The sequence below is a fragment of the Arthrobacter sp. NPDC080073 genome (assembly GCF_040686575.1).
Taxonomy (GTDB): domain Bacteria; phylum Actinomycetota; class Actinomycetes; order Actinomycetales; family Micrococcaceae; genus Arthrobacter.
In genome coordinates this window covers 76488-89521 of sequence record NZ_JBFBKR010000015.1, presented here as the reverse complement: position 1 = coordinate 89521, position 13034 = coordinate 76488, and the positions used below count along the sequence as shown (strand labels likewise).

The 13034-nt window shown below is 63.2% G+C and carries 9 protein-coding genes; 7 read left to right on the top strand and 2 right to left on the bottom strand.

Going from position 1 to position 13034, the window contains the following annotated elements:
- Positions 1 to 189: 189 nt before the first annotated feature.
- From AB0O52_RS16705 to katG, 3 genes are all read left to right on the top strand, one after another.
- Positions 190 to 2019, top strand: coding sequence for a helix-turn-helix domain-containing protein (locus AB0O52_RS16705; protein WP_364539639.1), 1830 nt, complete (start codon positions 190 to 192; stop codon positions 2017 to 2019).
- 494 nt (positions 2020 to 2513) lie between these two features.
- Positions 2514 to 2669 (top strand): hypothetical protein, encoded by a 156-nt coding sequence (locus AB0O52_RS16700; RefSeq protein WP_364539636.1) that lies wholly within the window; start codon positions 2514 to 2516, stop codon positions 2667 to 2669.
- Between the two features lie 277 nt (positions 2670 to 2946).
- On the top strand, positions 2947 to 5139 hold the full coding sequence (gene katG, locus AB0O52_RS16695; protein ID WP_364539695.1) for a catalase/peroxidase HPI: 2193 nt from the start codon (positions 2947 to 2949) through the stop codon (positions 5137 to 5139).
- A gap of 48 nt (positions 5140 to 5187) precedes the next feature.
- Here katG and AB0O52_RS16690 read toward each other — a convergent pair whose 3' ends face one another.
- Positions 5188 to 6999 carry a glycoside hydrolase family 15 protein gene (locus tag AB0O52_RS16690; protein ID WP_364539633.1) on the bottom strand — a complete coding sequence of 604 codons (1812 nt, stop codon included), beginning with the start codon at positions 6997 to 6999 and terminating at the stop codon, positions 5188 to 5190.
- A 269-nt stretch (positions 7000 to 7268) separates the two neighbouring features.
- Between AB0O52_RS16690 and AB0O52_RS16685 the strand changes: the two genes are divergently transcribed.
- Entirely contained in the window at positions 7269 to 7880 is a 612-nt protein-coding gene (locus tag AB0O52_RS16685; RefSeq protein ID WP_364539630.1) for a hypothetical protein, read from the top strand.
- On the opposite strand, the gene AB0O52_RS16680 is transcribed toward AB0O52_RS16685, so the two are convergent.
- Complete coding sequence (locus AB0O52_RS16680; protein WP_364539627.1) at positions 7864 to 10722, bottom strand: FAD-binding and (Fe-S)-binding domain-containing protein; 2859 nt, start codon at positions 10720 to 10722, stop codon at positions 7864 to 7866. The genes AB0O52_RS16685 and AB0O52_RS16680 overlap by 17 nt on opposite strands.
- A 195-nt stretch (positions 10723 to 10917) precedes the next feature.
- Here AB0O52_RS16680 and AB0O52_RS16675 point away from each other — a divergent pair, with 195 nt between their 5' ends.
- The 3 genes from AB0O52_RS16675 to AB0O52_RS16665 are packed head-to-tail and all read left to right on the top strand — an operon-like array spanning position 10918 to position 12773.
- Positions 10918 to 11238, top strand: coding sequence for a putative quinol monooxygenase (locus AB0O52_RS16675; protein WP_364539625.1), 321 nt, complete (start codon positions 10918 to 10920; stop codon positions 11236 to 11238).
- 50 nt (positions 11239 to 11288) lie between these two features.
- On the top strand, positions 11289 to 12077 hold the full coding sequence (locus AB0O52_RS16670; RefSeq protein WP_364539622.1) for an IclR family transcriptional regulator: 789 nt from the start codon (positions 11289 to 11291) through the stop codon (positions 12075 to 12077).
- Positions 12078 to 12122: 45 nt separating this feature from the next.
- Positions 12123 to 12773, top strand: coding sequence for an MBL fold metallo-hydrolase (locus tag AB0O52_RS16665; RefSeq protein ID WP_364539621.1), 651 nt, complete (start codon positions 12123 to 12125; stop codon positions 12771 to 12773).
- The last annotated feature ends 261 nt before the right edge of the window (positions 12774 to 13034 follow it).

Sequence of the window (13034 nt, the reverse complement as noted above, 5' to 3'; positions counted from 1 at the left end):
TCAACGCGCATGATTGACTGCCGTGAGGCAGCCCTCGTAGAATTTGCCTTACGATACCCGTGCGGGTGCGGCTAAACATTATGTCCCCGCCCCGCCACATCCTCGGCCCCACGTCTGGCTTCGGGTATCACAGACCACCAGCGGTCGGCAATGAGGCCTGCCGCGAGTACAGATCGTCGGACAATTCCAATGGCATATTTTGAACGACCGGTCGGAAAGCAGCTCTCCTCGCTCCGGGCCGCCCGCGAACAGTTTTTGACCTCGGGAAGGCTCACCGCGGATGTGCGCTCTCCCATCAGGGACTCGTGGTCCCGCAGCGCCCATCTAGGCATCAACCCGGTGGATCTGGGCGCCGTACCGAGCTATGAGGAACCGAAGGAGAGCGAGATCCTTCGCGGCATCACCACTGTCCTTCAACACAGCGCAGATATTCTCGCCGACGAGCCCATCAGCATCATCTTCGCCGCGGCGTCCGGAGAGATCATGCACCGGTACTGCTTCGACACCCAGCTTCGCAACAGCCTCGAATCCGTCTTCCTCGCACCCGGCTTCGGGTACGGCGAGTCCGACGTGGGCACTAATGGGATCGGCACAACACTCGAAGGGTCGAAACCGACTCTCGTCATCGGTGGCGAGCACTTCAACGAAAAGTTGTCCGTCTTCGCGTGCGCAGGCGCACCGGTGCACCATCCCGTAAGCGGCGCCCTCCTCGGCGTGGTCGACCTCACATGCAGCGCCTCGATCGCCAACCCCCTGTTGCTCGCCACCGCAAAAAGCGTGGCCGCACAGATCCAGGACGCACTCACGGAGCACATCGGCGCCCGGGAGCTGGCCCTGCTCCGCGACTATCTGGCCGCATGCCGGCGCAGCACAGGACCGGTCCTCGCGCTCAACGGTGAAGTAGTGATGATGAACCGCCACGCCCAGGCCCTGCTCGCCCCCGATGACCGGGCTGCACTGCTGGCCCACACCGCTGACGCCGTGAATGAACTAAGCTCCCGGACCGTCGTTGCCGACCTGCCCAGCGGCACGACCGCTCGCATGCACTACCGACCGACGATGTACGGCGACCGTATTGTCGGCGGCGTCTTCCGGGTGCAGGTCGGCATGGACGAACGCGAGGCGGCCCGGCCAGCGCAACCGCGGCTCGCCGCGGGCAAGTTGCCTGGCCTGGTCGGAACATCATCGGATTGGCTTCGCGCCTGCGCGCAGGTACAGGAGGACCGCGCCCACGGCCGCTCCGTCATCGTCGAAGGTGAGCACGGTGTCGGTAAGCTCGCTTTACTCAAGGCCGCGCACTACGCCAACAGCAATGCCGGGCACCTGCGCGTCATCGACTGCGGCGCGGCCCACGACCAGGACACATGGCTGGACGAGATCCGCGATGAACTCAAGGAAGCTTCCGGGACACTCGTGCTCCAACATCTCGAGCAGCTGCCGAACGCAGCGGCCGGCGCCTTGTCCGAGTTGCTCGTCGGGCACACCGGAGAATCCCAGGTCGACGGTGTCCGCTGGCTGGTGGCGACCCGGACCACGCCCGCGGAGCCAAGCGATGTCGAAGCAATGATCGTCCCTTGCTTCGACAGCACAGTCAGGATCCCCCCGCTACGGCATCGCTCTCAAGATATCGGTCCCCTCGCCACCGCTCTGCTGCACCGCTCGGCCCACAGCGAGGACATCTCCTTCACACCTGCGGCGCTACGCCAGCTCGCCCGCCTACCCTGGGACCTGAACCTCGCCCAGCTTCAGTCCGTGGTCAACAAAATCGTCCGCACTAAAAGGACCGGCCTTGTCGACGTCGGCGATCTGCCGCCCCAATGCCAGTCGACCGTCCGGCGATCACTCACGCACCTGGAGTCGCTCGAGCGGGATGCCATCGTCGAAGCCCTCAGGACCCACCGCGAGAACAAGAGCGCCGCGGCCGAACATCTGGGTATGTCACGCGCAACCATCTACCGCAAGATCCGCGAATATGGGATCGCGGTCGCTCCGATGGCAAACACCGCGTCACAACTCTGAGACACGCACCATGCAGCCTCGGCACAGGATCGGCAAAAACGTCATCGCCGAAAGCTAGGGACAGCATTTAGCACCTTTTGCGAAAGGGCGTCAGCAGGTCCGGCGCGCCGTAAAATAACACCCGGTTTTCCACCAAATTAGTTCGCCATGTCCCGTTCCTGCGCGGTCGGAACTTCCTGCAGACGCGTCCCGTTCGATCCGTAACCGTTGGATGTCTTCTACAGCTACGCCCCGGGCTGCCAAGCCCGAAAGAGTGTTCCAAACTGACACACTCGTCATCCCCGGCTCCCCTGATTCTGGAAGTGTCCGGAAGAACTGAAAGGGGGGTGAATCTGATGATGAACCGCAGACTAGCCCACGAACGCAGAATCCGCTGCACAACGCAACATCCGGCCAGGGCCGACATGCCCCGGTGGGTGGCCTACCAGGCGGGGCGCTTGTCGGCAGATTGCCCGGCACAGCTAATGCAAGAGAAGTTGTGAAAGGAAAAGACGATGACACGCGAAGAAGCTTTCGCAAAGTGCAACCCGGAGTCGTATGTCGAGTTCTACGCCGGTCGGTGGCTCGTCGTGCCCTTCGCCCAGGTGGAGCAGCCCCCGTTCTTTGTCTGCGCACCGCAGCCGGTTGGCGCCGTTACCGTCCAAAATTGAGACAGGGCGCCAATCCCTCTTTTCCTTGATTCGCATTGGAATTTTCGTCAAGCTTGAGATGCGCCAACGACCTTGGACCTTCGAAGTACATCTTCGAAGGTTTGTCTTCCCGGTCAAGTTTCCTCGAAACCGCGGTACACCCGCCGGCGCCCCCCCCTTTGGCAACTCACTCGTCCTTGTGGGCGCGAATGCCTGACTGCTTCAGCCGCCTGAAGCAAATACCCTCATCCAGGAAGGATCCCCTGTGTCTGATACCGCTGACGCCGTTGTGAGCGAAATCAACGAAGAGAACGAGGCGCGATGCCCGTTCGCAGCTGGACGCCCCCAGCCCCCGACCGTAGGCGCGGGAAACCATAAGTGGTGGCCCAACCAGCTCAATGTGAAGATCCTGCGGAACAACCCTGCGAAGGCCAACCCTTTGGATACCGGCTTCGACTATGCGGCCGCCTTCAACTCCCTGGACCTTGCCGAGATCAAGAAGGACCTTGTTGAGGCTATGACCACGTCCCAAGAGTGGTGGCCGGCCGACTACGGCCACTACGGCCCCCTTTTTGTCCGGATGGCGTGGCATAGCGCAGGCACCTACCGGATCCACGACGGACGCGGTGGCGCGGGAGCCGGCCAGCAGCGCTTCGCGCCCCTGAACAGCTGGCCCGACAACGTCAACCTCGACAAAGCGCGCCGACTGCTGTGGCCCATCAAGCAGAAGTACGGCCAGAAGATTTCCTGGGCCGACCTCATGGTGCTCGCTGGCACAGTTGCCATGGAGTCAATGGGCTTGAAGACCTTCGGCTTCGGCGGCGGCCGCGAGGACGTCTGGCAGCCCGATGAGGACGTCTACTGGGGGCCGGAAGACACCTGGCTGGGTGGTAACGAGCGCTACACCGGGGACCGGCAGCTCGAAAGCCGTTTGGCGGCCGTCCAGATGGGCCTCATCTACGTCAACCCCGAAGGCCCGAACGGCAATCCTGACCCCTTGGCAGCGGCCCACGACATCCGTGAGACGTTCCGTCGCATGGCGATGAACGACGAGGAAACCGTCGCGCTCATTGCAGGTGGCCATACCTTTGGAAAGAGCCACGGCGCTGGCAGCGCGGACTACGTCAGCGCTGAGCCGGAGGGCGCTTCCCTGGAGGAACAGGGCCTGGGCTGGCGCAACAGCATGGGCAGCGGTAAAGGCGTCGACACCATCTCCAGCGGGCTCGAGGGCGCGTGGACCCCGACCCCAACGACCTGGGACCACAGCTTCTTCGAGACGCTGTTCGGCTACGAGTGGGAGCTCACCACCAGCCCTGCGGGAGCCCAGCAATGGAAGCCCAGGGACGGCGCAGGAGCAGACGCCGTGCCGGACGCCCATCACCCGTCAAAGCGGCACGCGCCTATGATGGCCACGACCGACCTCTCACTCCGGCTCGATCCGGAATATGAGAAGATCTCCCGCCGGTTCCTCGAGAACCCGGCGGAGTTCGAGGATGCCTACGCCCGCGCCTGGTTCAAGCTGACCCACCGGGACATGGGACCTTCCACGCGCTACCTGGGCCCGCTGGTCCCGCGGGAAGAGCTCATCTGGCAGGATCCGCTCCCAGCTTCCCCGGCCGAGACGATCGATGCCGGGGACATCGACATGCTCAAAGAACAGATCCTCTCCTCCGGCCTGACGGTCGCCGAACTCGTCTCAACCGCGTGGGCGTCGGCCTCCACCTTCCGCGGAAGCGACAAGCGCGGCGGCGCCAACGGTTCCCGCATCCGCCTGGAACCCCAGCGGAGCTGGGAAGTCAACGAGCCGGAGCAGCTCTGCAAGGTGCTCGCTACCCTTGAGAGCATCCAGATCGCCTTCAGCCATGGTGCCAGCGTCGGGGTGTCGCTCGCGGACCTCATTGTCCTCGGCGGCTGTGCTGCCATCGAACTGGCCGCCGAGAAAGGCGGCCACAGCATCGAGGTGCCATTCACCCCGGGCCGTACCGACGCCTCACAAGAGCAGACCGACGTCGAATCTTTCGAGCCGCTCGAGCCCAAAGCAGACGGGTTCCGCAACTACGCCCGCGCTGCTTACCGGCCCGCCGCCGAGCATTTCCTGGTCGACCGCGCAAATCTGCTCACTCTCAGTGCGCCCGAGATGACAGCTCTTGTTGGCGGCCTGCGTGTCCTGGGCGTCAGTACGGGTCTGTCGCCGGACGGGGTCCTGACCTCGCGGCCCGGAACCTTGACCAATGATTTCTTCGTCAACCTGCTCGACCAGGAGCTCACGTGGAAGGCCACGTCCCAGGAAGAGGACCACTTCGAGGCCCGCGATGGCGGCGGAGAAGTCAAGTGGACCGGCAGCCGCGCCGACCTCGTCTTCGGCTCGAACTCGGAGCTGCGGGCCGTTGCGGAGGTCTACGCGAGCGATGATGCCTCCGGGAAGTTCGTCGCAGACTTTGTCGCCGCGTGGGACAAAGTAATGATGCTCGATCGTTTCGATCTCGCCTGATCCCGATGTCCTGGTCCAGGTAATCATCCGCGGACCAGGACATCGATCTCAGGCGGTTTCCGTAACCGCCAGACTGAGCCGGTCGACTCCGTGCATTGCATCCGCGGCCCGCACAAGAGCCAAGTGGGAAAACGCTTGCGGGAAGTTGCCCGCCATCCGTTCTTCCTTTACTGCGTATTCTTCGCTGAGCAGACCGAGTTCGTTGGAGAACCCGACGAGCTTGTCCATCAGTATCCGGGCATCAGTCCAGCGCTCGGTACGGGCGTATTGCTCCACCAGCCAGAAGGAACACGCAAGAAAAGGATGCTCGCCCGGTTTAAGGCCGTCGACGCCGGTCTCGGTCCGGTACCGAAGGAGCAGCCCGTCATCGGTCAGGAGCTCTTTTTCCAGCCGGGAAACGGTACCGAGCATGCGCTCGTCAGCGTAAGCGAGGAATCCCACCTGAGGCAGGGCCAGCAGCGCGGCGTCGACCTCCGTCCCGCCATACGTCTGGGTGAAGGAGTTGAGCTCGCGGTTGAAGCCCTGCTCCATGATCTCCGTCCGCAACCGTTCACGGAGTTCCTTCCAGTGCTCCAAGGGGCCCTGGAGACCGTGATCACGAACCGCTCTGACGCCGCAGTCGAATGCCGCCCACATCATGACTCTGGAATGTGTAAAGTACTGGGCACGCCCGCGCATCTCCCAAAGACCGAAATCCTTGTCATCGAAGTGTTTCTCCACAAAGCCCAGGAGTGCATACTGTAAGGCCCAGGAGAAATGGTCTTCCTTGCCGCCGGCCAGGCGCAATCTTTCCAGCGCAACCATGACTTCGCCCACTACATCGGCCTGGTACTGGGAGACCGCGGCGTTGCCGATCCGGACCGGTCTCGCGTCTTGGTAGCCGGGCAGGTGGCCCAGTTCTTTCTCCGGCAGGTCCCGTTCACCTGCGATTCCGTACATGATCTGGATGTCCTCCGGATCGCCGGCAATGGCACGCAACAGCCAGTTGCGCCACTTCAGGGCCTCCGATTCATAGCCATGCGTCAACATGGACTCCAGCGTCAAAGCGGCATCGCGGAGCCAGCAGTAGCGGTAGTCCCAGTTGCGTGAGCCGCCAAAATCCTCCGGCAAGGACGTTGTCGGTGCGGCGACGATGCCGCCTGTTTCATAGTGCGTAAGAGCGCGCAGCACAAGCAGCGAGCGCTTGACCGCGCCTCCGTATGGCCCGTCCTGACGGCAATGGCCGCCCCACCGCGTCCAGTAGTGCACGGCATTATCGAGGGCTGTGTCCACGTCCAGAGCGGGCGGGACTTGGCGGTACGACGGGAACCATTCCAGCTCGAAGTCCACATTCTCACCTGCTGCCACCACGAATTCCCCTGCATGCAGATGATGGTGGGGTTGAGGCAGGTGGCGCCCCCGCAAGGACCAGGCATCCGGGCCGGCCATGGCCAGCAATAGGTCAGCTCCGCTCTCGCGGCTACGGCTCACCCACGGCAATACGGAGCCGTAACGTGGTCGAATCCTCAGCTCCTGGTGCAGGCCGACAGTCCCGCTCACGCCCGTGACTCGACGGACAAGGGATGAACGGCCCTCCTCGACCGGCATGAAGTCGGTAATCCGGACCTGCCCGCTAGAGGTTTGCCATGTTGTCTCAAGGACGAAGGTCGATGCCAGGTAGTGGCGGTCTACGACGACAGCATCCGGCTGACTGGGAGCAAGCAGCCACCGTCCGTGTTCTTCGCTTCCCAGCAGCGCGCCGAAGATCGACGCGGAATCGAAACGCGGCAAACAGAGCCAGTCGACGCTGCCCCGCCGAGAGATCAGAGGCCCGGTAGAGAGATTCGACAGGAGCGCATAGTCCTCTATGGGTGCGGCCATGGCTCTACTAAAGCACAAAGGGTGTGGATCGCGTCAGGCCCTGACCCCTGGAGTGACCACGCCGTTTACGCCGAGTTACTGATGTTACTGATGGGCCTGCTCCTCTTACGCGGCATCACTCGATCTCACATTGAGACAGCCCAGGGCGACCGTCTGGTGTGTGATTTACCTCATGGGAACGCCGGTCGCAGACGGATCCGCCCCGGCTTTCGCCAACCTTAGCCATGCGCTAGGGCCGAATACACCCCATGCTCAACCTCAGGAAGTCGATGATGACACTCTCTGCCCCCACCGCTCAGCCTGCAACCTTGCGGCGACTGGACACAAGCAACGCTGCCACGCTAGTCCACCTCAGCGCGACCTTTGAGGATCTGCAGACCGTACTGCGGTGCTGCGAGCGGCTAGTGTCGGCACTCACGCCAGGCGATGACCCGCCCGACGATGTACTGATCGAAGCGGTCTGGACGACAGCTCTCCTCTCTTACGGGCGATGCTTTTCCTACGGCCGCGCAGGCGCGAATCTGACCGAGAATGACTTGGCGGCGACCAATTTGAAGGGCGATCTACCGGACTGGCACAAGGTTCTGCTCAAGCTGCGGGACCACTACACCAGTCGGACCACCAATCCCCGGGAACTGTTCTCGGTAGGGTTGGCGCAGGATCCGGACGGTGCAGCAAATGGGATCGCCATCACCAGCGCGCGGCAGCCGCTGGTGGAGGACCTCGCAGTACGCCAAACCGGGGCCATCGCCCTGGCACTCAGCGATATGGTCAATGCCCGCATCACGGCCTTGCAGCCCAAGATCTTCGCCGAGTACAAAGACACACCCAAATCTGAGTTGGACAAGCTGCCGCGGTTCGAGGTCAGCGACGCCCCCTGAACTGCCACGAATACCCGCATGTGGTTTCCTCAAGCAGTTCCAGGATGTGTCTATACTCCTGCCCTGTAGCCCGGGTCATGCCCAGTTCGCATGTGCGGTTGCAGGACGCGTAAGCAGATGCTTCGAAGGCGGTGGCCTCTGTGCCCTGCTTGCGGGTCGCCGATGCGGTCAATTCAGGGTGGAGCATGCCCCGGTCGCCGGCGAAGGCGCAACAGCCCCAGTTTTCCGGCACGTCGACGCGTTCGGCTACGGCCTCGGCGACGGCCATCAAAGAGGGGTTGATGCCCAGGCGGGTTGAGGAGCACGTGGGGTGCAGGACCACCGATGATAGCTTTGGGTGGTCCATGAGCCTGGGCAGGATGCGGTCGGCGGCGTAGTCGACCGCATCAATGACCTGCAGCGGCCGCAGCCCGGCCGGCAGCTCAGCTGATTCGATTGCCTGGCGCAGACCTTCTGTGCAGGATGAGGCGTCACAGATGATGGGAAGATCCCCGTCCCGGGTCGCTTCCCGCAGGACCGCCACCGTTTTGGCCAGCATGGCGGACTGTCCTGCAACCATGCCCTTCGAGGACCAGGGGGTGCCGCAGCACAGCCCGTCGATGCCGGATGGAACCAGCAGTTCGATGTCGGCACGCCGGGCGAGCTGCTCAAGGCTGTATTGGACGCCTTGGCCGGCGGGTTTGCCGCCGTCGTTTCTCCCTCCGGACACGGCCGGACCGAACATTGTTCCGACGCAGGCAGGGAAGTAAACGGCGGCCGGCGTTCCCGAAGGCGCCGGCCGCTTCCGAGGGGATCCGCCGCGGGGAAGTTCCGGGGAATACAGCGGCACTCGGTCCGCGCCCAGGATGGTCCGTGCGGCCTTGTTGACCGGTGTCACGATCCCGGCGGGAAGCCGTGACACGGTGTCGAGCGCTACGCCGGCCCCGCGCGTCATTGTCTCCCACTGGTGGGCGGCAAGATTCCACACGGCGTTTTCGGCCGCATTCGCGTCCTCGCGGCGCAGCCGCTTGACGAGCAGACCGGTGTTGATATCGACCGGACAGGCTGTCTGGCACATCCCGTCGACAGCGCAGGTCTGGACGGATTCGTAATCGTAGTCCGCCTTCAGTTGCCTTGCTAGCTTATGGTTGCCTTCCAGGCGCGCGCTCTCGATTGCCCGGAGAGTGACAATGCGCTGTCGCGGGGTGAGCGTGATGTCCTTGCTCGGGCATACCGGCTCGCAATAACCGCAGGACACGCAGCGGTCCACTTCCTCTGCCACCGGCGGTGCGGTCTTGATGTGGCGCAGGTGGGCCTGCGGGTCGTCATGGAGCAGCACGCCGGGATTGAGCACACCGGAAGGGTCGAACAGTTCCTTGAGTCCGCGCATGACATCGTAGAGTTCGTCACCATACTGGCGCCGGACGAATGGCGCCATGACGCGTCCGGTGCCGTGCTCGGCCTTCAGCGACCCGCCTTCGTTGAGCACCAGGCCCACCATGTCCTCCGTGAAGGCACTGTAGCGTTTGAGTTCCTCGCTGCTTGCAAATCCATCCGTAAGCATGAAGTGCAGGTTGCCGTCCTTGGCATGTCCGAAGATCACGCTGTTCCGGTACGCGTACTTGTCGAAGAGCTTGGCCAGTTCGCGGCATGTTCGGCCCAGCGCCGGCACGGGAACAACGATGTCCTCCAGCAACGCGGTGGTGCCCTGAGGCCGGGCGCCGGCCACCGACGCGTAGAGTCCCTTGCGCAGGCGCCATAGTGCGGCGCGCGCGGTGGCGTCGCGGGTGAAGGCCAACGGCGAGCAAAGCTGCAGGCCAGCCAAGGCAGCGGCGCCCCGATCTTGCACCTGCGCCAGCTGCTCCGTGTCCGCGGCCGAGTATTCGATGAGCAGCGCGGTGTGGTCCCGCACCGACAGGTCGCGAACGGGTCCGGGGGCACCTTTGACTGTCTGGCCTACCTTCAGGGACAGCGAGTCCATCAGTTCGATCGTCGCGGCCCCGGTTTCCACGATGGCGGGCAGGGCAGCGTTGGCAGCATCGAGGTCGGGGAAGACCAGGAGGCCGGTGGCAGTGTGGGCGGGGCTCTCAACTGTGCGGAAAACGGCCTCGGCAACGAAACCTAGCGTGCCCTCGCTGCCGACGATCAGGTGGGCCAGGATGTCTGTCGGCCGCTCGTAATCGAGCAGTGAGTTCAGGCCGTAGCCCATGGTGTTCTTCATCGAGAACTGCCTGCGGATTGTTGCAGCTGACAATGGGTCGTCCCGGACCCGGCGAGCCAATCGGATCAGGCCGTCATAGAGTCCTGGTTCCAGTTGGCGCAGCCGGTCATCGGCGCCTGGAGCGCCGGTGTCGACCACCGTCCCGGAGGCCAAGACAACGGTGAGGGACTCCAGCGTCATGTAGGCGTTCTCGGTGGTGCCGCAGTTCATGCCGGAGGAATTGTTCGCAATCACGCCGCCGATGGTGCACGCGCCTTCGCTGGCTGGGTCCGGCCCGAACTTCTTCCCGTACCGGGCCAGCCGCATATTCAGAGCGCGCACGGTGACCCCGGGCTGCACCCGGACTCGGGCACCCTGATCAAGCACCTCAATATCCCGGAAATTCCGGCGCACGTCCACTAGTATGCCGTCGGTAACGGCCTGCCCGCTGAGGCTGGTCCCCCCGGAACGGAAGGTCAGCGGCACTCTTTGTGCCCTGGCGGCGTGCAGCAAGTTGCCGACTTCCTGCGCATTCTCGGCCACGACGACGGCTTGCGGGATCAGCAGGAAATGCGAGGCATCATGGGCGTTGGCGTGGAGGTCGATCGGGCGGGTCTTCACCCGTGCAGGATCAGAAACCGCAGCGCGAAAGGTGCTCAGCATCGACGGCCTTTCCTCAGAGACAAAGTTCGAACCGTGACTCAGCGTACGGAGGCTGCGTCAGAAAATCTGCCGCCCTTATCACCCTGCGAGAAAGCCCGTTGGATGCGGCCCGGCGGCCGGGCAAGACTTGGACAGAAGAATCCCACTCTCTCCCGGCCTCACGCGGGGCCACCGGCATCCCTGGAAGGACATTCAATGATCTTCATTGTCGTCAAGTTCAACGTCAAGCCTGACTGGTCCGACCGCTGGCTAGAGCTGACCCGTGAGTTTACCGAGGCCACACGCCGCGAACCCGGGAACCTGTGGTTCGAATGGTCGCGCAGCACGGAAATCCCCAACGAGTTCGTGCTCGTGGAGGCGTTCCAGGACGACGCCGCAGGAGATCACGTCAACAGCGACCACTTCCGACAGGCGATGAAGGACATGGCCGCGGCTTTGGTGGAAACGCCGAAGATCATCAGCCGCCAGATCGAGGGCAGTGACTGGGACCGCATGGGCGAACTCACCGTCGGGTAAATCCTGCCAGATTCTTTGTTTGTGCGTTCTTGGCAGGACAAACTTGTTACATGGGACGCAATGGTGCACTTACGGGAACGGCATCGGTCCGCAAAGCCTTTGCCATGCTAGACGTCGTCGCAACCAACAGCCGTGGCGTGTCCGCCAAAGACATTGCGGCTGCCTTGGACATGCCCCTGCCTACGGTGTACCGGTTGCTGAAGACGTTGGTGGCGTCCGAACATCTGGTTCATCTCAAGGACCAGGGCCGATACGGGCTAGGTTACAAACTGCATGCGTTGGACACTTCGCTGCGGCGCCAGGTCGGCACGCCGCCGGCCGTGGCCCGGATCATCAGGGAGCTGCATGTCCGGTCGGATGCCGCCGCCTATTATGCGGTGCACCGAGGTGATGACATTATCGTTGCCCATGTAGTCGAGTCTGCCGCCCGGCCGCGCATCACACCCATGGGCTTCGGGTTCAACGATGCAGCACATGCCACGGCCTTCGGCAAAGTGCTGCTTGCCGCGATGGAGCCGGAGCATCGGCGGTCCTACCTGGCACGCCATGGCCTGCCCGAAATGACAAGCCGGACGATCCAGACCATAGAAGAGCTGGAAGCTCAACTGTGCGAGGTCAGGGACAGCGGCATCGCCGTCGAACGCGAGGAATTTCTTATGGGAGCGTCCTGCCTGGCTGCTCCAGTCACCAATCCGGCAGGTCAAACGATCGGATCAGTCGCGGTTTCCATGAGTCCTGCAGACTTTGCCGCAAGGGCAACGAACGTCTCAGGAATGCTGCGAGACGCAGCAGACAAAGTGGGCAAGGCGCTGCGCGGAACACATCTTCTGGCGAACTAAGCCCGGCGCCGGAACCAGGACCGATCCCAGATAGGAATGAACACTATGCCAATGCGCATGATCGATCTCACTGAGATCACGATCCACAGCGTTTCCGTCAGTGAGATGGACAACAACAGCTACCTGCTGACTTCCAAGAGATCCGGAGAGCAGGTGCTTATCGACGCCGCGGATGACCCCACCGCCATTCAGATCATGATTGAGGCAGCCCGTGGGGAGTCCCGCGCAGGGACCCGTGTCGTTTACGTGGCCACTACACACAGCCATTGGGACCACGTCCGTGCCCTTCGCGAGATCGTCGAATCCACTGGTGCCCGGACCGCGGCCGGGAGCGAAGACGCCCCAGCCATCGATGTACCCACCGATGTCCTGCTCGAGCACGGTGACACCCTGAATGTTGAGGGCTTTAGCCTGGAAGTTCTCCACCTCCGCGGCCATACCCCGGGTTCTATCGCTTTTCTCTACCGCGATCCGGACGGCCCAGCCCACCTGTTCACCGGTGACTCACTTTTCCCGGGCGGCATCGGCAACACCGAGAAGGACCCGGAACGCTTCGGGATGCTCTTCACCGACGTGGTGCAACGGGTCTTCGAGCGACTGGCAGACGACACGCTGGTGCATCCAGGTCACGGCCGGAGCACGACCTTGGGCATCGAACGGCCGGACTTGGCTGCCTGGGAAAGCCGCGGCTGGTAACACCTTGGACCGGGTGCGGCCCACAGGCGGCGGCATAGGTGAGCGAGGGTCGGCCGAAACGGCGGCATAGGTGAGCGAGGGTCGGGATGTGCACTACTTCAGCCTCAAGCGGACGAAGGCTCAGGTGTCACGCTGAGCACGTTTTTGGCGGCGCGGCACCTGGATCGGCCCGGAATTCCGGGGCGGAGGGAGGCGCGGGCGAGCAAAAAGGTGCGTGCCGTGACGACGGCGGGTGCCTGCCGCCGTCGGGCATCGACACCT

What these genes read in the sequence shown, in the direction of transcription:
- AB0O52_RS16705 (WP_364539639.1), top strand. Translation starts at nt 190, where the DNA reads ATGGCATATTTTGAACGACCGGTCGGAAAGCAGCTCTCCTCGCTCCGG.
- AB0O52_RS16685 (WP_364539630.1), top strand. Translation starts at nt 7,269, where the DNA reads ATGATGACACTCTCTGCCCCCACCGCTCAGCCTGCAACCTTGCGGCGA.
- AB0O52_RS16690 (WP_364539633.1), bottom strand. Translation starts at nt 6,999, where the DNA reads ATGGCCGCACCCATAGAGGACTATGCGCTCCTGTCGAATCTCTCTACC.
- AB0O52_RS16670 (WP_364539622.1), top strand. Translation starts at nt 11,289, where the DNA reads ATGGGACGCAATGGTGCACTTACGGGAACGGCATCGGTCCGCAAAGCC.
- AB0O52_RS16700 (WP_364539636.1), top strand. Translation starts at nt 2,514, where the DNA reads ATGACACGCGAAGAAGCTTTCGCAAAGTGCAACCCGGAGTCGTATGTC.
- AB0O52_RS16675 (WP_364539625.1), top strand. Translation starts at nt 10,918, where the DNA reads ATGATCTTCATTGTCGTCAAGTTCAACGTCAAGCCTGACTGGTCCGAC.
- AB0O52_RS16680 (WP_364539627.1), bottom strand. Translation starts at nt 10,722, where the DNA reads ATGCTGAGCACCTTTCGCGCTGCGGTTTCTGATCCTGCACGGGTGAAG.
- AB0O52_RS16665 (WP_364539621.1), top strand. Translation starts at nt 12,123, where the DNA reads ATGCCAATGCGCATGATCGATCTCACTGAGATCACGATCCACAGCGTT.